This window comes from Halomicrococcus pelagicus, from assembly GCF_051917725.1.
Taxonomy (GTDB): Archaea; Halobacteriota; Halobacteria; order Halobacteriales; family Haladaptataceae; genus Halomicrococcus.
The window spans coordinates 621,529-639,737 of sequence record NZ_JBQBLX010000001.1 but is presented as its reverse complement, the minus strand read 5'-3'; the positions used below and the strand labels follow the sequence as shown (position 1 = coordinate 639,737).

The window sequence follows — 18,209 nt, the reverse complement described above, 5'->3', positions numbered from 1 at the left end:
TAAATCATTTCCGTGCCGATACCGTCGTCCGAACGTATGACGCTCTGGACCGACCGCGTACGACCGGAAACCCTGGGAGGACTCACCGGCGAGGTCTCGCTGGCCGACGACGCCGTCGACGCCCGCGACGCCATCGCCGTCGAAGCGCCGTTCACGGGCGAGGAGATCGGTACGGTGCCGGCGGCCACCGAAGCCGACGTCACCGCGGCCGTCGAGCGCGCTCGCGCCGCCCAGGCGGAGTGGGCCTCGCGGCCGCTCGAACGGCGAACGGACGTCCTCTCGCGGTTCCACGACCTCGTGCTCGACCGCCGGGAGGAACTCCTCGACCTCGTCGTCATCGAGAGCGGGAAGGTCCGGCGGGACGCGTTCGAGGAGATACTGGACGTCGCCACGAACGCCCGCTACTACGGCAGTCGCGCCGACGAGTTCCTCACCACCCGCCGACGCCACGGCGCGATTCCGCTGCTCACGAGGACGGAAGAGCACCGCCACCCTCGCGGCGTGGTCGGGATGATATCGCCCTGGAACTACCCCCTCACGCTGGCCGTCTCGGACGCCCTTCCGGCGCTCGTCGCCGGCAACGCGGTGGTCCTGAAACCGGCCGAGGAGACGCCGTTCACGGCGCTCCGCGTCGCACAACTGCTGGAAGCGGCCGGCCTGCCGGAGGACGTCTTCTCGGTCGTGACGGGTCGCGGAAGCGAGGTCGGGCCGGCCCTGATAGATCGCGTGGACTACGTCGCGTTCACCGGAAGCACCGAGACGGGCCGGGCGGTCGCGCGTCGGGCCGGCGAGAACCTCGTCGACTGCTCGCTGGAACTCGGCGGCAAGAACCCGATGGTCGTGCTCGCGGACGCCGACCTCGACCGGGCGGTCCAGGGTGCCGTCCACGGGGCGTTCACGAACGCGGGACAGCTCTGTATCTCCTTCGAACGCCTCTACGTCGAGGAGCCGCTCTACGACCGGTTCCTCCGGCGGTTCGCGGAGCGGACGCGGGAACTCGGGCTGGAGGCCGCGCTGGACTACGGCGTCGAAGTGGGGTCGCTCGCGTCGAGCGACCAGCTGGAGAAGGTCGAGGCGCACCTCGCCGACGCGGTCGAGAAGGGCGCGACGGTCGTCACGGGTGGCGAGGCGCGGCCGGACGTCGGTCCGTACTTCTTCGAGCCGACCGTCCTGACCGACGTGACGCCGGAGATGGATCTGGCGCGCGAGGAGACGTTCGGTCCGATCGTCGCCGTCCATCGCGTCGCGGACGCCGAGGAGGCGGTCGAGCGGGCGAACGACTCGGCGTACGGCCTGAACGCAAGCGTCTGGACCGACGACGGCGAGCGCGGCCGCGAACTCGCGGCCGGAATCGACTGCGGCACGGTCGGCGTCAACGACCCCTACCCCGCGGCCTGGGCCTCCGTCGACGCACCGATGGGCGGGATGGGCGACTCGGGGCTGGGTCGCCGGCACGGCCGCGAGGGCATCCTGAAGTACACGCAGTCCCAGACCGTCGCCGAGCAGCGCGGACCGCCCATCGCGCCCCCGGACGTCCCCGGGGTACCCCGCGACGTCGCCACGAGACTGTACGCGCGGACGACGACCGGACTGTTGCGCGTGCTGAAGCGGCTCGCGGAGGTGCGGTGAGCGATGGCGGTCTTCTTCACCGGCTTCCCGGGGTTCCTCGGCTCCGAACTGGTCGAGCGACTCGTGAAGCGGGGCGAGGACGTGACCTGTCTCGTCCAGTCGAAGTACCGCGACAGGGCCGAGGCGCGCGCTGCGCGCATCGCGCGATCGACCGGCGACGAATGCTCCGGGAGCGTCGAACTGGTCGAGGGCGACATCACGAAGGCCGACCTGGGCCTCGGCGCGGCGTACGAGGAACGCCAGGACGAGACGGACGAGGTCTTCCACCTCGCGGCCGTCTACGACCTCGGCGTCGACCGGGAGGTCGGGATGGCCGTCAACGTCGACGGAACTCGAAACGTCCTCGACTTCGCAGAGGGCTGTGACCTCGACCGGTTCCAGTACGTCAGTACGTGCTACGTGAGCGGACGGTACGACGGTCGGTTCACCGGGGACGACCTCGTTGAGGGACAGCGGTTCAACAACTTCTACGAGACGACGAAGTACCTGGCCGAAGTCGAGGTGCAGGACAGGATGGCCGACGGGTTGCCCGCGACCGTCTACCGGCCGGCCATCGTCGTCGGCGACAGCGACACCGGCGCGACCCAGAAGTACGACGGACCGTACTACCTGCTGCGGTGGCTGCTCCGTCAGCCCTCGGTCGCCACCGTGAACACGGTCCTCGGGGCGAGCGACTGCGAGCTCAACGTCGTCCCGCGGGACTTCGTCGTCGACGCCATCGTACACCTGAGCGACCGCGAGGACGCGGTCGGGGACGTGTACCAGCTCTGCGACCCCGACCCCCTGACCGTCGCGGAGATGGTCGACGTGCTCGCCGACGCGACCGACCGCCGCGTGTTTCGGGTCCCGCTGCCGAAGTGCGCCGTCAAGGGAGCGCTGGAAGTGGTGCCTGGCGCGCGGCGTCTGACGGGCATCGAGCCCGCGACGATAGACTACTTCGACCACCCGACGCGGTACGACGGCGAGGCGACCCGGGACGCGCTCGCCGGCACCGACGTCGAGTGTCCGCCCTTCGCGTCGTACGTCGACGAGATGGTGGCGTTCGTGCGCGACCATCCCGATATCACTCCCGACGCGATGGTGTAGACTCGTCCGTGCGACCCGACGTTTTGGCGGCCTCCCGGAACCGGCGGAAGGCGGTCAGTGCTCGGTCCCCGCGGCGCGCGAGCTGCGGGTCGCTCTCGGCGGCGGCGTCGACCGCCCGTGCGAGTCGCTCGACGCCGACCCGGTCGGCGAAGTCGGCGGCCGCGGTCACGTCCTCCGTCGCGTCGACCGCTTCGTCGATGACGGTGCGCGCTCGACCAGGTCGGTCGCGGGCGAGCCGGGCCAGCGCGCGCTTTGCCGTTTCCGGAGACACGGACCACCCTGGCCGCGCTCTACGATTTAAACCCTCGGGTCGACGGTTCCGGTAGTTCTCGGTCGAAAAACGGACTTCGTCGCCAAGTCGGGCCGTCTCTCTGCGAGCCGTCGGCGGTAGCGGCGTCCGCGCAATCTGTCCTCAGTCGTCGAGGTCGAGAGCGTAGATGCGCTTGCGCGCGTCGGCGAAAGAGAACCGGGAATCGACGAGTTCCTCGTCTTCGAGTCGGTTCAGCGCGTACCGCACGGTCCGGGGCGGCAGCAGCGTCTCTTCGGCGAGTTCGCTCTGGGTGAGCGTTCCGTCGTACTCTAGCACCTTCGCCACGAGCTTCGCGCTCGGCGGCAGGTCGCGTATGGTCTCCGCTACGTCGTCGTCGGTCAGGCTCGTCTCCTCCGTTCGGGAGAGTTCGGTAGCACTCATCACAACTGCATTTTGGATACAGGGTAATAATATTTCCCCTTCCATCTTATTACCTGTAGGAATCCCGACCCGAGCGGTGGAGGGCTCCATTTCGCGGGCCAGCAAGCGCGAGTACGGCCAACGGCACCCTACGGCCGTCAGACGCACGACTGCTCTCACCCGAAGCCTCTTAAGACACAGGCCCCTATCCGATGTTGATGACTGATACTGTGGATGACGTCGATCTCCCATACGACGAGGAGAGCGCGTCCCAGCAGGAGAAAATCGAGGCCCTCCAGGAACGCCTCGAGGTCCTCGAATCCCAGAACGAGGAGATGCGGGACAAGCTCCTCGACGCGAACGCCGAGAACAACAAGTACCAGCAGAAACTGGAACGGCTGACCCACGAGAACAAGAAGCTCAAGCAGTCGCCGCTGTTCGTCGCGACGGTGCAGGAACTCACCGACGAAGGCGTAATCATCAAACAGCACGGCAACAACCAGGAGGCGGTCACCGAGGTGACCGACGAGATGCGGGACGACATCGAGCCCGACGACCGCGTCGCCGTGAACAACTCGCTGTCGATAGTCAAGACCCTCGAAGACGAGACTGACGTCCGCGCTCGCGTGATGCAGGTCACCAGGAGCCCGGAGGTCACCTACGAGGACATCGGCGGTCTCGAGGACCAGATGCAGGAGGTCCGCGAGACGGTCGAGATGCCCCTGGAGAACCCCGACATGTTCGGCGAAGTCGGCATCGACCCGCCGAGCGGCGTGCTGCTGTACGGGCCGCCCGGGACGGGCAAGACGATGCTGGCGAAGGCCGTCGCCAACCAGACCGACGCCACCTTCATCAAGATGGCCGGCTCCGAACTCGTCCACAAGTTCATCGGCGAGGGGGCGAAACTCGTCCGCGACCTCTTCCAGGTCGCCCGCGAGCACGAACCCGCGGTCATCTTCATCGACGAGATCGACGCCATCGCCTCCAAGCGGACCGACTCGAAGACGTCGGGCGACGCGGAGGTCCAGCGCACGATGATGCAACTACTCAGCGAGATGGACGGCTTCGAGGACCGCGGCGAAATCCGCATCATCGCCGCCACCAACCGCTTCGACATGCTCGACCGCGCCATCCTCCGCCCCGGCCGCTTCGACCGCCTCATCGAAGTGCCGAACCCCAACGAGGAGGGTCGCGAGCAGATCTACCGCATCCACACCCGCGACATGAACGTCGCCGACGACGTGGACTACGCCCAGCTCGCCAACGAGACCGAGGACAAGAGCGGCGCGGACATCAAGGCCATCTGCACCGAGGCCGGCATGTTCGCCATCCGCGACGACCGGACCGAAATCCGGATGCAGGACTTCCTCGACGCGAAGGAGAAGATCGAGAACGAAGACGAAGACGAGGAAGTGTCGAAGACGTTCGCCTGATCTAGAGTTCTCTCCGTTCTGGGGTCGACGTTCTCCACGCTCGTTCCCCTCGTCCGATTCTCTGTGCGTGTTTCCCCGAGAGTCTTCGCCGGTCGTCCCGGAAGACGGATCGGCCGGTCAGTTCGTCGAAGAGCGGTCGGCCTGAAGCGATCGGCCGGAAGCGGGGACGTCGACGACCGACGTCGGCGGTCTTCTCAGTTGATGGTCGTGTGCGCGCTCTCCTCGTTGAGCGCGAGGTTCGCGGCGATCTCGGCGTTCCGCATCGCGTACTGGGCGGTCTGCTGGAGGCTGACGAGCACGTCGCGCACGCGTAGCAGGCGCTCGTTCTCCATCTCGGGCAGGTCGCCGAGGATGTCGCTCTCCCGGTCGCCGAGTTCGTGGAACTGCCGACGCACCTCCAGGGTCAGATCGTAGTCGCGCTCGACCGCGGCCTGCACCGCCAGCGCGGTGATGTCGTCGACCTGGTCGGTGAACTCCCGGATGCGACGCATCGTCGAACTGTCGATATCCAGCGTGTGTCCCTCGGCTTCGAGGACGATGTCCGCGATGTCCTCCGCGTTGTCGGCCGTGAGTTCGAGGTTCTTGGCGATGGACCGGTAGCCGATGAGCGGGAAACCGGTGTCGAGACCGATCGCGCGAGCGAGCGTCGGATTCTCGTGGGCGGTGAAGATGAGTCGCAGCAGGAGGACGAATATCTTGTTCGCCTGGCGCTCGCGGTTGAGCGCACGCTGGGCGAGGTCGGGGTTACCGTGGGCGAGCGCCTTCACCGCCTCGCCGCGCATCGTGCTGCCCGTGTTCTCCAGGCGCTCGAGCAGGTTGTCCAGGTCGAAGTCCTCGGGGTCGACCGAACACCGGATGGCGATGCTGTCCGGCGTCTCCTCGATGACGCCCAGGCCCATGAGCTGGGTCTCGGCGTTGTAGACGGCGTTGATGTGGCTGCTGTCGAGCGTCCCGTCGCTCTCGACGTGGATGACCCGCCGACCGAGGACGTACTGTGCGACGATGGCCCGCTCGACGGCGGCGGCGTCCAGGTTCTCGGTGTGAATCTTCGCCTCGGTCTCCTCGCCGTGGGCCGACTCCGGCAGCACCGTCAACGACCCCTTCTCGCTGAACCGCAGCGAGACCTCGTCTCCCTTCTCGACGTCGTGTTCGCTGGCCCACTCCGCCGGCAGAGTCATCGCCAGCGTCGACGGACCGAGTCGCTGCACCTTACGCGTTTCCATGTCCTTTGATTCTTCGCTACTACCTTAAACCTCTCCCTATGTCACTATATGGCAGGAACCTATCGTGTTCGCTCGGTTTCAGACGGGTGGGTCACACGACCTTCATCATCCGGCGCTCGAACCGCCCCACCCTGACCTTACGCCAGCCCCGCAGTGACTCGTCGACCGCCTCGTCGCCCGTGTCCACGCGGAGCACGCCGACGCCGTCGAGTTTCGCCTTCGAGGCGACGACCGTCACCTCCGACTGACGGAGCACGGCCGGCGACACCTGGTCGTTGCCCCGGCCGAAGACGAACCCCTGGCCGCCGATGGGGGAGACGACGACCACGTTGCGGTCGCCGAGGTGTTCGAGAATCTCCGCTTCGCTCGCGTCGCGGACGAGCACCGTCCCGTCGCGCCAGACGTCGACGCCCAGCGGCGACCCCTCGAAGCCGAGTTCGGACTCGATGGCGCCCACCGTGCTGCCCGGACCGAACACGTACGTGACGCCCTCCTCCACGTCGTCGGCGACGCCGGCGGCGAGGCTCTCGACGGTGCCGCCGCCGAGTTGCTTGCTCGACTGGAGTCCGTCGGCGACCGGCACGCGAGCGATGGCCTTCAGTTCGGCGTGGACCTCGCCCTCGCGGTAGGCGTCCTCGTCGATGTCGTTGACCTCGCGCTCCTCGACCCGGTCGAATCCCGCCGCGATGCGCCCGGCCGTCTCCGGCGTCACCGCGAACACCGACGAGTAGATCTTCACGCCGGCCGGGACCCCGAGAATCGGGACCGACGCGTCGCCGTCTTCGAGCGTCTCGGCCACGTCGACGGCGGTACCGTCGCCGCCGACGAAGAGCAGGAGGTCGACGTCCTCCGCGAGGAGGCGGCGGACCGCCTCCCGGGTGTCCGCCGCGGTCGTCTCCTCGTCCGCGGGTTCGCCGACCACTACGGGGTCGAACCCGGCGGCGCGCGCCTCGGCGGCGCCCATCTCGCCGCCGTACGTCAGCAGTTCGACGTCGCGGGCGCGCTCGCGGAGGGCTTCGAGCGTTGCGACGGCGCGGTCAGGCGCGCGCCGTTCCGCGCCGCGCTCGCGGGCCTCCTCGACCCTGTCGTCGGTCCCTTTCAGTCCGACTCGCCCGCCCATGCCGGCGATGGGATTGACCACGACGCCGATTCGCATCACCGGGGCTTGGATGGCCCGGGCTAAATGCGTGCGGGTCGGCGGAAAATAGCGACGCGGTCTCTCAGGAAGCGATTTCGGTCGGCTCCAACGCCAGGAGGCCGTCGTCGGTCGTCGTTCCTCCGTCCGTCGTCGACGCTCCTGTCGTCTCGTCGCCCGCGGTCGTCGCTCCGTCACCGCCGGTCGTCGTCCCCTCGCTCTTCGTCGGCGTTCCGTCGGTCCCGGTCGTCTCCTCGCCGTCCGTCGTCGTTACCGTGCTCGTTCCGTTCGCTCCAGCAGACGGGCCGAGCGTGCCCTCCGCGGAGTCGTTCCCGAAGATGTTCGTCTCGATGCGCTTCTCGTAGGTGAGGTTCCGTAGCGGGACGCGAATCGTCTGCCCGCTCGGGAGTTCGATGCGGGCGTAGAACGTGATCTGCAGGTCCGTCACCTGGTCGTTTCGGAGGTGGCTCACCCACCACTCGTCGAGTTCCTCGTTCTGGATGCGCGTCTTCATCTTCACCGTCTTCGCGGACTCCGGCGGGATGGCGTACGGTCGCTTCGTCGTCCCCTCTCCGACGGGCACGTCGTTCATCGTCACGCGGTACCCGATTTCGGTGACGGTGTACGGGACGGATTTCGGATTGTACACCTGCATCTGCATCCGGATGGGCGTCTCGGACTCCGTCACCGTCCCCCAGTTCGCGCTCGTCTCGTTGACGTACAGCACCGGGTCCGAGACCAGCGTGGCGTTCGCGTTCACCGGCCGCGTCTCGGTGGAGTTGAACTGACCGATGATGTCGGTCTCGACCGGCTGCTGGTAGGGGACGTCCACCGACCGCCCGAGCAGCGAAGAGCGGACCGTCGAGTGGATCTTCAGCGTCGTCTCCTCGTCGTTGCGGATGTGGGTGACCCACCAGGCGGGAATCTTCTCGTTGTTCATCGCCGTCCCGAACCGCAGCGTCGTGTTCCCCTTCTCCAGGCCCAGCCCCGTCTCGTTCCCGCGAGCGAGTGCGACGCCGTTCATCGCCACGGTGTAGTTCACCGAGGTCTTCCCCAGTCGGATGCCCACGGGGTTGGGGTTGTTCACGACGAGCGCCGTCTCTATCTCGGTCGTCTCCGCGCTGACGTTGCCGAACTCGTTGTCGACGCCGGCAACCTTCGGCGCGCCGAGAACGCCGGCCAGGAATCCGGCGGCCAGCACGGCGACCAGCAGGAGCACGGCGAGTACCAACCCGCGCTTGCCGGTCGACAACGTTGCCTTGAGTTTCTCCAGTACCATACCGGGCCTGTTTGCCGACCGACCAAAAACTTTCTCGACTATTTCCGTTCGTCGACAGTCGACGGCGAGTAGAATGAACTAAGTTCCGCGTGCCGGAACGGTGACGCATGGCAGGAAATCAGGCAGTCGCGTCGGACAAGGGTCTCGGCCTCGTCGTGCTGTTCACGCTCGTCGCCGTCGCCGCGGCCGCAGTAACGTTCGTCAGTCCGGGCACCGAGACGGCCGCGTGGGGCTTCGCCGCTGCGATGGTCGCCGGCGTGCTCGGCGTCGGCGCGACGCATCTCTACTGGAACTGACGGTAAATCGAAGCTTGCTCGCAGGGCGACAGAGGTTAATAGCGTGAAGTGCTATTTTCCGTCGAGGATGACTGACTTCACCGACGAGGAACGGCGCATCCTGGAGTTCCTGAGCGATAGCGTCGCCAAGGGTGAACGGTACTTCCGCGCCAAGAACATCGCGGAGCATCTCGGCCTTTCCTCGAAACAGGTGGGCGTGCGGCTTCCGAAACTCGCCGAGAAAGCCGACGAGATGGATATCGAGAAGTGGGGCCGCGCTCGTTCGACCACCTGGAAGGTCGAACCGAGCTAAGTGGACGGGTTTTTACCGTCTTAGACGAAGGTAGTTGTATGACTGTCCGGGTAGAGCGAACGTTCGACCTCGCGGTCCCCCCCGAGAAAGTCTGGGACTTCATCTCCGACCCGGCACGTCGGGCCGACGCGATCAGCGTCGTCGCCGACTACGACGTCGAGGGCGACCGCGCCACGTGGCACATCGAGCTGCCGATTCCGCTCGTGAATCAGACGATTCCCGTCGAGACGGAGGACGTCACTCGCGAGGACTCGCGTTACGTGAAGTTCGTCGGGCGTTCGTCGGCGATGCACGTCGTCGGCGAACACGAGATAGAACCGACCGACGACGGCTGTCGACTCGTCAACCGCTTCGTCGTCGACGGCCGGCTCCCGGGCATCGAGCGGTACTTCAAACGTCATCTCAACGACGAGCTGTCGAACCTCGAAGCCGCGCTCCGGAGGGAGGTCGAACCTCCGTCATGAGGCTCGCACTCGCCCAGATCGACGTCGAGGGAGGTCAGGTGGCGGCGAACCGCGAGCGTGCTGCCGACGCCATCGCGGCCGCGGCCGACCGCGGAGCCGACGTCGTCGCGCTGCCCGAAATTTTCAACGTCGGCTACTTCGCCTTCGAGACGTACCAGCGCAACGCCGAACCGCTCTCGGGGCCGACGCTGTCACGGGTGAGCGACCTCGCCGCCGAACACGGCGTCGGCGTGCTCGCCGGAAGCATCGTCGAGGACCTCGAAGCGACGAGCGCCGACGACCCCGACGCCGACCCGCCGGCCGAGGAGGGACTGGCGAACACCACCGTCTTCTTCGACCGCGACGGCCGCCGGCAGGCGGTCTACCGCAAACACCACCTGTTCGGGTACGAGTCCGCCGAGACCGAACTGCTCGTCCCCGGCGAGTCGCTCGGTCTCGCGGAGTTCGACGGCGCGACCGTGGGGATGACGACCTGCTACGACCTCCGGTTTCCGGAGCTCTACCGGTCGATAGCGGAGGCCGGCGCGACGCTCGTCTTCGTCCCGAGCGCGTGGCCGTACCCCCGCGTCGAGCACTGGCAGGTGCTGTCCCGGGCGCGCGCCATCGAGAACCAGTTCTTCGTCGCCACCGTCAACGGATCGGGGTCGTTCGACGACGCGACGCTGCTCGGTCGGTCGACGGTGTTCGACCCGTGGGGCACGACGCTCGCGAGCACCGGCGACGAACCGGACCTCGTCGTCACCGACATCGACGTCGACCGGGTCGAACGGGTGCGCGAGGAGTTCCCGGCCTGGCACGACAGGCGAGGATAGAGAGGAGTTACAGCGAGACCGCGGTGTCGTCCGACAGCGTCTCCGGGATGCTGTGGTGGTACGTCACCGCGCCGGAGGAAGTGACCACCTTGACGGTGAACTCCTGGCGTGCCGCCAGTCCGCCGGTGATGGCATCGGCGTCGAGAACGACCCTGAACCTGTCCTCCTGTTCGGTGAGCACCGGTGCCGTGTCGCCGGTGTCCCGGATGGTCTCGACCGAGAAGTTCCTGGCGTCGGGGGCGTCGCTCTTCTGGAGGACGCGACCGTCGTCCGGGCCGAGCCACTCGATGGTCGCGGTCGAGAGGTTGACGTCGCCCGAGCCCGAGCTTTTCATCACGGTGAGGTTCACGTAGTCGACTTCGTACTGGTCGTCGGTCTCGTTGAAGGTGACGTTCCCCACCGTGCTGACGACGTGAACGCGGTTGGTTACCTGTGCCGTACTCTCGTCGCCGGTCTGTTCGGATTTGGTCTGGAGGAAGCCCGCCGTGTTGATGAGCACGCCCGCGGCGATTGCCGCGACCAGCACCATCGCGATGAACACGATGAGCGTCCCGATACCGACCTGGCCCCGTTCCGTCGACCGGTCGTCGTTGTCGTTGTCCGTCATATTACTGTGTAGAGTGCTTTTTCGGGAGAGTCCGCTCTCTCGGTGGTGTGAAGCACTCGTGCCCGGGCATTAAAACCAGCAGTAGGTTATCAGGTATGAAAACCGAGATGTAGTGGCACCGAAAGCGGGCGGTCGCTCGCTACGTCGGTGTGGAACGGCGCAGGCGGGCGATTCGGACGAGCTGGAGTCGACGTAGCCGCGTCGTCGAGAGAACAGTCGAGACCGGCGTTACCACTGGAAGTTTTCGAGACGTCCGGAGACCGTCGCAGCTACCTCAGTCGGCTTTGGGTGCGACCTTTTCCTGTTCGGTCGCTTCCATGGAAGAAGTGATGGCGTGGGACAACGCAAAGACGGCGGCTTTGTGGTCTGTTTTGGATTTGTGGATGGATGTTGGTCGTACTCCGAGCGAGTCGTACTCGTCGAGTGTAATCTGTTCGTCGTTCTTCTCCTCGTAGTGATTTCCGACCTCCGCGAGCAGTCCATGAAGATGGATGAGCTCCTGCTTCTTCATAACAAGACGGCAGTAACAGTTGCAGGGTTATATTATTATCTTGAGCCCCGTTAACACGACTTATCCGAACTGGCCGTTCACGGCTTCATTGCGGCCGTTTCCAGCAGGTTTGAAACGTTTTTAACCGGGAAGCCCGTTGTCCCGCCCATGGCAGACTACGACGAACAACTCGACCGTGCACTGGAACGGACGCCGGACATCGACGAAGGAACGGACCGGTTCGACGTTCCGACGCCCGACGTGCGCCAGGAGGGGAACGTCACGGTCTACGAGAACTTCCAGGACACCCTCGACCGCCTGGACAGGGACGACGAGCACGTCCTGAAGTTCCTCCAGAACGAACTGGGCACCAGCGCCCACATCGACGAGAGCGGTCGGGCGCGGCTGACCGGCGAGTTCGACGAGGGTCGAATCGCCGACGCCATCGACGAGTACACCGAGCGCTTCGTGCTCTGCTCGGAGTGCGGTCTGCCCGACACGAAACTGGAGCGAGAACAGGGCGCGTTGTTGCTCCGCTGTGAAGCCTGCGGCGCCCGGTCGTCGACGAGCGCCTGATTACTGCAACTGCTTCAGCGTCTCCAGGTCGCGCTCCGTCCGCGTGAACTCCGCCGTCCGTCTCGTCGCGTGGCAGTCCGGACAGTGAAACTGGTCGTCGTGAAGCGGTAGGTCGTCGGGGCTCGACTCCCAGTTCTTCCCGCATTCGGGACACAACAGCCGGACGTAGGTCTCTACCATGGTGGCACGTCGCAGGGGAGGCGGAAAAATCTTGTTGGTGTCGCCGCGAAACCGAGCGGCGGCTCTCGAACCGCTCGCGCGCCGGAGCGTCGGGCCTCGGCGTCGGCCTACACTCGCTCGAGGTTGGTCGCGCGCGGGCCCTTGTCGGCCTGCTCGATGTCGAACTCGACTTCCTGCCCCTCCTCCAGGTCGGGACCGCCGACGTCCTCCATGTGGAAGAACACGTCCTCGTCCGCATCGTCAGTCTCGATGAACCCGTAGCCGCCGGTGTCGTTGAAGAAGGTTACCGTACCTTTCGCCATTGCAGGTGAACCGACCACTGACGAGAAAATAAGAATTGCGGCTGGCGACGTGACGATGACGGAGAAAGAAACCCCGAGACGGTCGATCGGTGCCGGTAGCGGCCGGGAGTCGGCTCGCGGCCACGAGAGACCGGGCGCGGTCCCGGGCCGTCCCACTCGTCGCCACCCGAGAGTGGGTCAGTCCCAGGTCACCCACGCGAGAAACACGAGGGCGGCGAACTCCAGGACGTGAAGGGTCATCATCGCCTTCCACGCTATCGACGGAACCGCCGTGGCGAACCATGCCGACAGTATCCGATGGACGAGGTAGAAGTACAGCGCCAGCGCGTTCTCCCCCAGCAGGAGGAGCGCGAACACCGACAGCCCGAGGGTGTGCTTCGAGCGGAACTGCCAGTAGTTTCGCATCCAGACGTAGCTCAGACCGCCGAGCAACAGCACGTTCAGCCCCGTAGCGACCCGCGCTACGTCTATCCAGAGACCCATCCGTCCTCTCCTTGCGAGCGCCGTCGGTTATATGCTTTCCCAGATTCGACCATACTCACTCCACCTTCTCGATTATCTCTTCGACCGTGTCCCAGTGACGGCGCGCCTCGTCGGTCGGTAGGTACACGGCACCGTAGTCGTCGCCGCTGTTCTCGACGATGTCGTTGTCCATGAGCACGTCGAGGTGGTGACGCACCGTCTTGTAGTCCAGGTCGAGTTCTTCCGCCAGCTGATTGGCGTTCCGCGGTCGCTCGTCTATCGCGTGGAGCAATCGTACGCGATTGGCACCGCCGCGGGTGCCGGTGAGCACGTACCACAGAACGCCCTCCATTGCTACTAACCGACACACTCGCTCGACGTAATACCATCGTTGCAGGCGATACCCGTCCCCCTGACTGGGGTTGCGGGGGCAGGCTACACGGTGAAGAGATGTCCGTCGGTCGGCACGTCGAACAGACCGACGCGTGCACCCGCGTCCAGCCACGCGTGCCCGTACGAGAACGAGGCGAGCGCGTTCACCAGGTCGTCGTCCTCGCGGAAGTGGCGGCCGTCGGCGAGATACGACTCGGCCATCTCCAGGCACTCGGCCGCCGCCTCGCCCATCGGCGTATCGGCGGGCGGAGCGACCGTGGCGGCGTCGACGGCCTCCGCCAGCAGACGCTCGTAGCGGTCGGTCTTCTCCTCGATGTCTGCGGCCATGCGCGGACGGAGGGCGACCAGCGGGGTAAACGCTTCGAGAGTCGCCGAATCGGGCGGGGATTCCCCTTCGACGCGGGGTCGGCGGCCTCGTCCGCGGTACCGGAAACCTGGCGGGACAACGCAAGGTAAATACCTCCCGCGCACTGATATTGCACCATGACTGAACACCCGCACGTAGAGATATATACCAAGGACAACTGTCCGTACTGCGAGAAAGCGAAGGACCTCTTCGACGAGAAGGGCGTCGAGTACGAGACGTACAACGTGACGGGCGACGACGACCTGTTCGAGGAGATGGTCGAGCGCGCGAACGGTCGCAAGACGGCTCCCGAGGTGTTCGTCGACGACGAACTCGTCGGCGGGTTCGACGACACGAAGGCGCTGGACGAGACGGGCGAACTGGACGAGAAACTGAACCTCGCCCTGGCGGATGGCGGTGAGGAGGAGAGCAGTCCCGAACACCGGCGACTGATAGTCTCGGGGAGCGGCATCGCGGGGCTAACCGCAGCCATCTACGCCGCGCGAGCGAACAACGACCCCCTCGTGCTCCAGGGCGACGAACCCGGCGGTCAGCTGACGCTGACGACCGACGTGGAGAACTACCCGGGATTCCCGGACGGCATCAGCGGTCCGGACCTCATCAACAACATGCAGGAGCAGGCCGAGCGGTTCGGCGCGGAGGTCAAGAACGGAATCGTCGAGGACGTCGACGACGACTCGCGGCCGTTCCGCGTGGAACTGTCGAACGGCGACGTGTACACCACCGACGCGCTCATCGCGGCCAGCGGGGCGAGCGCACGCACCCTCTCTATCCCGGGAGAGGACGAACTGATGGGCTACGGCGTCTCGACCTGTGCGACCTGTGACGGCGCGTTCTTCCGCGGAGAGGAGATGGTCGTCGTCGGGGGCGGCGACGCCGCCTTCGAGGAGGCGACCTTCCTCACGAAGTTCGCAGAGAAGGTGTATCTCGTCCACCGCCGCGAGGAGTTCCGCGCGGAGGACTACTGGGAGGAGCGCGTCCAGGAGAAGGTCGACGAGGACGAGATAGAGATCATGAAGAACACCGAGGTCACCGAGATTCACGGCACGCCCGAGGAGGGCGTCGACCACGTGACGATGGTCCGGCATCCGGAGGGCTACCCCTCCGAGAAGCCGGACGACCCGGAGACCGAGACGTTCGACTTCGACGCGGGCGCGGTGTTCCTCGCCATCGGCCACACGCCGAACACGGGCTACCTCGAGGACACCGACGTCGAACTCGACGCGGAGGGGTACATCATCACGCACGGCGGCAAGGGCGGCGGCCAGACCGAGACGGACGCGCCGGGCATCTTCGGCGCGGGCGACGTCGTCGACTTCCACTACCAGCAGGCGGTCACCGCGGCCGGCATGGGCTGTAAGGCGGCCATCGACGCCGACGAGTACCTCGAAACCGCCGACGTCGGCGGGACGAGCGCCGCCCAGGAGGGCGTGACGGCCTCCGACGACTGAACGCCACGTCGGTAACCACAGACCCTTACGTCCGGACGTCGAACCTGGGTGCATGACAGACGACACTGTCACCTACACCATCGAAGGACCGGACGGCGAGACCGACGACCTCGAACTCCCGCCCGGTCTGGTCGAACTGCTCCAGGAAGAAGACGAGAGCGGCCCGACGGTCGTCGGCGACATGGCGCTCATCTCCTTCGTCCAGCAGGTCCACGGCGCGGTCCACCACGCGGAGGGCGAACCGGACCCCGAGGTGGCGGCCATCGAAGAACAGGCTCGCGAACAGTTCGAGCAGCGACTCGGCATCACGTTCGAGCAGGCGACCGGCCACTCTCACTGACGCCGACGCAGTTCTCGTTCTCTCTCCGGGCACCGTAGCGCCAGCGCGGTCGCCGTCGACGGACGACTGAAAAACGTCCTGCATGTGCAGCCTGTTCCGACACGAGGTAGCCCGTCCTATATAAGGCTGCAATGAGCGTAGAATTCACTGACGACGACGAGGGTAAAACCGTCGTCGACGACGACGGCGACGAAGTTGGAATAGTCTCCGAGGTTCGCCACGGACAGGCGTACGTCGAACCGGACCCCGGAATCACCGACAAGGTGAAGTCCAAGCTCGGCTGGGGCGACATCGACGACGACACGTATCCGATTCAGGACGAGCAGATCGACGGCGTGACCGACGACGAGATTCGTATCGAACGCGTGTAACGTCGCGCGAGTTCGGATGCGAGCACCGTCGCGTTCCCGGCTGACCGCTCTCGGCCCGTCTCCGTCGAACCGCTCGTCCCGGCGGGGAAGGGTCGGGAGAACTCAGCGCGTTTTCAGGTCGTCCTCGTCCTTGATGATGCGGGTCTCCGCCTCGCCGCTCGTGTGTTCGTTGACCAGGTCGTAGAACTCGTTTTGCATCCCCGCGGGGAACGTGAGCACGCCGACCCACGAGCCGTCGTTCTGCCACTCCTCGCGTTCGAGTTCGCCGAACTGTCGGATGCGCGCCTGCGCGCTGCCGGCGTAGTCGGCAGGCACCTGCACCGCGACCGTCACCTCCTCGAACCGGATGGGGATGACCGGCCGGAGCGCCTCGAGCGCGTCGTCGACCTGCTGGTTCACGGGTTCCATCGGGTCGACGGTGAATCCGGCCTCCTCGAGCGCGGTCTCGATGCGCTCGGGCGGATGCGGCGCGTTGTCCATCTGCGGGTTGACCGCGTTGCGCGTGATGCGGTCGACGAGCTGTTTGTGTTTCTGCTCCTGCATCTCCTCGCGCTGCTCGGCCGTTATCTGAATCTCCCCCTCCTCGATGACCTGGGGGATTATCTCCAGCGGCTCGGTGGTACCGAACACCTCCTCGAGGTCAGACTCGGCCGGGCGGTCGCCGCGGCTGGCGTTCTCGAACACGTCCTCGGCGGCGATGACGTCCTCTAGTTCTCCCTCGAACTCGCCGCGCTTGATGGCGAGCGCTGCGTCGGGGTCGACGAGCACCTCGAATCGCTCGCCGTGAGATTCGAGGCGAGCGGTTACGGCTTCCTCAAGTGAAATCATACCCGACGATAGTTCCGCCCGCGTAAAAGGTGTTTCCCGCGAGAGGGGAGTTCGAACCCGGACGGTACCCCACCCCCGGCGGACCGGCGTCCGCCGTCGAATCGACGTCGGTCCCGGAGAAACGATTCGCGACGTGGGCGGGCCGGAACGGACCGAACGCTCGGCGGCGAAGGGAAACGCAGGCGAAAAGAGGGACGCCCTACTCTTCGTCTTCGTCGAACGAGTCGAGTTCCTGCACGTACGTTTCGAGTTCGTCCGTCTCGATGCGCTCGTAGCGCTCCGTCTCGACGTCGATGGTCGCGACGGAGAAGCCCTCGGGGTCGAGTTCCTCGTCCTTGCTCTGGGCGAGCGCTTCGAGCGAGAGCGTGATGCCGCCGTCGAGGTCCAGGTCGTCGGTGTAGTTCTCCTCGAGGTAGTCCTGGATGTCGCTGCGGTCGGCACCGATGGCGTTCGCCTTCCACTCGTTCGGCGTGCCGCTCGGGTCCGTCTCGTAGAGGCGGGGTTCGCCGTCGTCGATGCCGCCGATGAGCAGCGCCGCACCGAACGGTCGTGCGCCACCGACCTGCGTGTACTGCTGCATGTGGTCGGTGACCTGCTTGGTCAGCGTCTCGACGCCGACGGGTTCACCGTAGCGCAGGCGGTTGACCTGGGCCTGCTGGCGCGCGAAGTCGATGAGCTGACGAGCGTCGGCGACGTGCCCCGCGCTGGCGATGCCGATGTGGTCGTCGACCTTGTGGAGCTTCTCGATGCTCTCGCGTTCCATCAGCTGTGAACGGATGTACTTGTCCACCGTGAGGACGACGCCGTCGTTCGTTCGGACGCCGATACACGGCGTGCCTCGCTTGACCGCCTCGCGGGCGTACTCGACCTGGTAGAGTCGGCCGTCCGGCGAGAAGATCGTAATCCCTCGGTCGTACGCTTGCTGTTGGGCTTGTCCCTGCATAGTATCACTCGAAATCGAGTTCCGTCGCGCCCGCGAACGCTCCGTCGAGCCGTACGTCGATTAGACCGTCCCGTTCGACGGCGGCCCGTTCAGCGTCCGCAAACACGACGCTTCTCTCCCCCGAAAGTTCCCTGCGACGACCTAAATACTTTTCTTCACAACCCCGTACCGTACCGCTTATGCCCCGTACGAACACCCCTACGGGGTCGCCGTTCACCTCGTCGATGCAGGCCAGCGCCGCACGGGCGCGCTCGGCGTGACCGCGACGGGCGCGGACCAGCGCTTCTCCTTCACCGTCCCCGAACTCGAAGGAGAGGAGGCTCAGGTCCGCGTCGGCGCTGCCGGCGTCGCCCAGCAGGTTCTGGGCCGCGAACCAGACGCTCCGCTGGAACGACCGGCGGTCCAGGTCGGCGTCGGGCCACGCTTTGATGCCGACCGCGAGGTAGCGCCAGCGCGGCCGCAGATGTTTCGGGAGGTGTTTCATCGTCTGGTCGGCAGTTGGCGCGGCGCGGGCTTGAATGGTGCGCTCCCGAACCTGTCGGTCCGTCTCGATTCCCGGTCGTCGGCGCGAGTGGCGTTC

26 protein-coding genes are annotated in these 18,209 nt (G+C 65.9%); 11 read left to right on the top strand and 15 right to left on the bottom strand.

Annotation, left to right across the window (positions count from 1 at the left end):
• The first annotated feature begins 36 nt into the window (after positions 1-36).
• Together ACTF4R_RS03435 and ACTF4R_RS03430 are read left to right on the top strand one after the other, a co-directional pair.
• Positions 37-1,629: a succinic semialdehyde dehydrogenase gene (locus ACTF4R_RS03435; protein WP_440006244.1), complete on the top strand. Its 1,593-nt coding sequence runs from the start codon at positions 37-39 to the stop codon at positions 1,627-1,629.
• A 3-nt stretch (positions 1,630-1,632) separates the two neighbouring features.
• A complete protein-coding gene (locus tag ACTF4R_RS03430; RefSeq protein WP_440006243.1) occupies positions 1,633-2,715 on the top strand; it encodes an SDR family oxidoreductase in 1,083 nt (360 codons plus the stop codon).
• Here ACTF4R_RS03430 and ACTF4R_RS03425 read toward each other — a convergent pair.
• Both ACTF4R_RS03425 and ACTF4R_RS03420 read right to left on the bottom strand, forming a co-directional pair.
• A complete protein-coding gene (locus ACTF4R_RS03425; RefSeq protein ID WP_440006242.1) occupies positions 2,693-2,986 on the bottom strand; it encodes a DUF7966 family protein in 294 nt (97 codons plus the stop codon). The two genes, ACTF4R_RS03430 and ACTF4R_RS03425, sit on opposite strands and share 23 nt — an antisense overlap.
• Positions 2,987-3,127: 141 nt before the next feature.
• Positions 3,128-3,406 carry a MarR family transcriptional regulator gene (locus ACTF4R_RS03420; protein WP_113275794.1) on the bottom strand — a complete coding sequence of 93 codons (279 nt, stop codon included), beginning with the start codon at positions 3,404-3,406 and terminating at the stop codon, positions 3,128-3,130.
• Between the two features lie 197 nt (positions 3,407-3,603).
• Between ACTF4R_RS03420 and pan1 the strand changes: the two genes are divergently transcribed.
• Positions 3,604-4,818 carry a proteasome-activating nucleotidase Pan1 gene (gene pan1 / locus ACTF4R_RS03415; RefSeq protein WP_440006240.1) on the top strand — a complete coding sequence of 405 codons (1,215 nt, stop codon included), beginning with the start codon at positions 3,604-3,606 and terminating at the stop codon, positions 4,816-4,818.
• Positions 4,819-5,012: 194 nt separating this feature from the next.
• Here the strand turns inward: pan1 and ACTF4R_RS03410 are convergent, their stop codons facing one another.
• The 3 genes from ACTF4R_RS03410 to ACTF4R_RS03400 form a co-directional block, all read right to left on the bottom strand.
• A complete protein-coding gene (locus ACTF4R_RS03410; protein WP_440006238.1) occupies positions 5,013-6,041 on the bottom strand; it encodes a PhoU domain-containing protein in 1,029 nt (342 codons plus the stop codon).
• A gap of 91 nt (positions 6,042-6,132) precedes the next feature.
• Positions 6,133-7,197, bottom strand: coding sequence for an ATP-NAD kinase family protein (locus tag ACTF4R_RS03405; RefSeq protein ID WP_440006237.1), 1,065 nt, complete (start codon positions 7,195-7,197; stop codon positions 6,133-6,135).
• 64 nt (positions 7,198-7,261) lie between these two features.
• Positions 7,262-8,455, bottom strand: a complete 1,194-nt coding sequence (locus tag ACTF4R_RS03400) for an LEA/WHy family protein (RefSeq protein WP_440006235.1) — start codon at positions 8,453-8,455, stop codon at positions 7,262-7,264.
• A gap of 107 nt (positions 8,456-8,562) precedes the next feature.
• On the opposite strand from ACTF4R_RS03400, the gene ACTF4R_RS03395 reads away from it, so the two are divergent.
• From ACTF4R_RS03395 to ACTF4R_RS03380, 4 genes are all read left to right on the top strand, one after another.
• Complete coding sequence (locus ACTF4R_RS03395) at positions 8,563-8,751, top strand: DUF7525 family protein (protein WP_113275789.1); 189 nt, start codon at positions 8,563-8,565, stop codon at positions 8,749-8,751.
• 67 nt (positions 8,752-8,818) lie between these two features.
• Positions 8,819-9,043 (top strand): DUF7123 family protein, encoded by a 225-nt coding sequence (locus ACTF4R_RS03390; protein WP_433624517.1) that lies wholly within the window; start codon positions 8,819-8,821, stop codon positions 9,041-9,043.
• Between the two features lie 38 nt (positions 9,044-9,081).
• Positions 9,082-9,507: an SRPBCC family protein gene (locus ACTF4R_RS03385; RefSeq protein ID WP_440006233.1), complete on the top strand. Its 426-nt coding sequence runs from the start codon at positions 9,082-9,084 to the stop codon at positions 9,505-9,507.
• Positions 9,504-10,319 carry a nitrilase-related carbon-nitrogen hydrolase gene (locus ACTF4R_RS03380; protein WP_440006231.1) on the top strand — a complete coding sequence of 272 codons (816 nt, stop codon included), beginning with the start codon at positions 9,504-9,506 and terminating at the stop codon, positions 10,317-10,319. Before ACTF4R_RS03385 ends, ACTF4R_RS03380 begins: the two co-directional genes overlap by 4 nt.
• Positions 10,320-10,326: 7 nt before the next feature.
• On the opposite strand, the gene ACTF4R_RS03375 is transcribed toward ACTF4R_RS03380, so the two are convergent.
• Together ACTF4R_RS03375 and ACTF4R_RS03370 are read right to left on the bottom strand one after the other, a co-directional pair.
• Positions 10,327-10,926, bottom strand: a complete 600-nt coding sequence (locus ACTF4R_RS03375) for an archaellin/type IV pilin N-terminal domain-containing protein (protein ID WP_440006229.1) — start codon at positions 10,924-10,926, stop codon at positions 10,327-10,329.
• 274 nt (positions 10,927-11,200) lie between these two features.
• Positions 11,201-11,437, bottom strand: coding sequence for a UPF0058 family protein (locus ACTF4R_RS03370; RefSeq protein WP_113275784.1), 237 nt, complete (start codon positions 11,435-11,437; stop codon positions 11,201-11,203).
• A gap of 147 nt (positions 11,438-11,584) precedes the next feature.
• Here ACTF4R_RS03370 and ACTF4R_RS03365 point away from each other — a divergent pair, with 147 nt between their 5' ends.
• Entirely contained in the window at positions 11,585-11,992 is a 408-nt protein-coding gene (locus tag ACTF4R_RS03365) for a translation initiation factor IF-2 subunit beta (protein ID WP_433624509.1), read from the top strand.
• Here ACTF4R_RS03365 and ACTF4R_RS03360 read toward each other — a convergent pair whose 3' ends face one another.
• From ACTF4R_RS03360 to ACTF4R_RS03340, 5 genes are all read right to left on the bottom strand, one after another.
• Positions 11,993-12,172 (bottom strand): DUF7836 family putative zinc-binding protein, encoded by a 180-nt coding sequence (locus tag ACTF4R_RS03360; RefSeq protein WP_433624507.1) that lies wholly within the window; start codon positions 12,170-12,172, stop codon positions 11,993-11,995. It lies immediately after the preceding gene.
• 107 nt (positions 12,173-12,279) lie between these two features.
• Complete coding sequence (locus tag ACTF4R_RS03355; RefSeq protein ID WP_113275781.1) at positions 12,280-12,474, bottom strand: cold-shock protein; 195 nt, start codon at positions 12,472-12,474, stop codon at positions 12,280-12,282.
• Positions 12,475-12,651: 177 nt separating this feature from the next.
• On the bottom strand, positions 12,652-12,957 hold the full coding sequence (locus ACTF4R_RS03350) for a DUF8036 family membrane protein (RefSeq protein WP_113275780.1): 306 nt from the start codon (positions 12,955-12,957) through the stop codon (positions 12,652-12,654).
• Between the two features lie 55 nt (positions 12,958-13,012).
• Positions 13,013-13,288, bottom strand: coding sequence for a winged helix-turn-helix domain-containing protein (locus ACTF4R_RS03345; RefSeq protein ID WP_440006226.1), 276 nt, complete (start codon positions 13,286-13,288; stop codon positions 13,013-13,015).
• Positions 13,289-13,371: 83 nt separating this feature from the next.
• The gene (locus tag ACTF4R_RS03340; RefSeq protein WP_440006224.1) at positions 13,372-13,656 is read right to left on the bottom strand and encodes a DUF357 domain-containing protein; all 285 of its coding nucleotides are present in this window, start codon (positions 13,654-13,656) and stop codon (positions 13,372-13,374) included.
• A 156-nt stretch (positions 13,657-13,812) separates the two neighbouring features.
• Here ACTF4R_RS03340 and grxC point away from each other — a divergent pair, with 156 nt between their 5' ends.
• The 3 genes from grxC (at position 13,813) to ACTF4R_RS03325 (ending at position 15,858) form a co-directional block, all read left to right on the top strand.
• Positions 13,813-15,147, top strand: coding sequence for a glutaredoxin 3 (gene grxC / locus ACTF4R_RS03335; protein ID WP_440006222.1), 1,335 nt, complete (start codon positions 13,813-13,815; stop codon positions 15,145-15,147).
• Positions 15,148-15,199: 52 nt separating this feature from the next.
• The gene (locus tag ACTF4R_RS03330; RefSeq protein WP_433624497.1) at positions 15,200-15,487 is read left to right on the top strand and encodes a DUF7545 family protein; all 288 of its coding nucleotides are present in this window, start codon (positions 15,200-15,202) and stop codon (positions 15,485-15,487) included.
• A 131-nt stretch (positions 15,488-15,618) separates the two neighbouring features.
• A complete protein-coding gene (locus tag ACTF4R_RS03325; protein ID WP_440006219.1) occupies positions 15,619-15,858 on the top strand; it encodes a PRC-barrel domain containing protein in 240 nt (79 codons plus the stop codon).
• A gap of 102 nt (positions 15,859-15,960) precedes the next feature.
• Here the strand turns inward: ACTF4R_RS03325 and ACTF4R_RS03320 are convergent, their stop codons facing one another.
• The 3 genes from ACTF4R_RS03320 to ACTF4R_RS03310 form a co-directional block, all read right to left on the bottom strand.
• Positions 15,961-16,686 carry a ribosome assembly factor SBDS gene (locus tag ACTF4R_RS03320; protein WP_433624493.1) on the bottom strand — a complete coding sequence of 242 codons (726 nt, stop codon included), beginning with the start codon at positions 16,684-16,686 and terminating at the stop codon, positions 15,961-15,963.
• 199 nt (positions 16,687-16,885) lie between these two features.
• Positions 16,886-17,629, bottom strand: a complete 744-nt coding sequence (gene psmA, locus ACTF4R_RS03315) for an archaeal proteasome endopeptidase complex subunit alpha (protein ID WP_433624491.1) — start codon at positions 17,627-17,629, stop codon at positions 16,886-16,888.
• A 4-nt stretch (positions 17,630-17,633) separates the two neighbouring features.
• On the bottom strand, positions 17,634-18,113 hold the full coding sequence (locus tag ACTF4R_RS03310; protein WP_440006216.1) for an Rpp14/Pop5 family protein: 480 nt from the start codon (positions 18,111-18,113) through the stop codon (positions 17,634-17,636).
• Positions 18,114-18,209 lie beyond the last annotated feature (96 nt).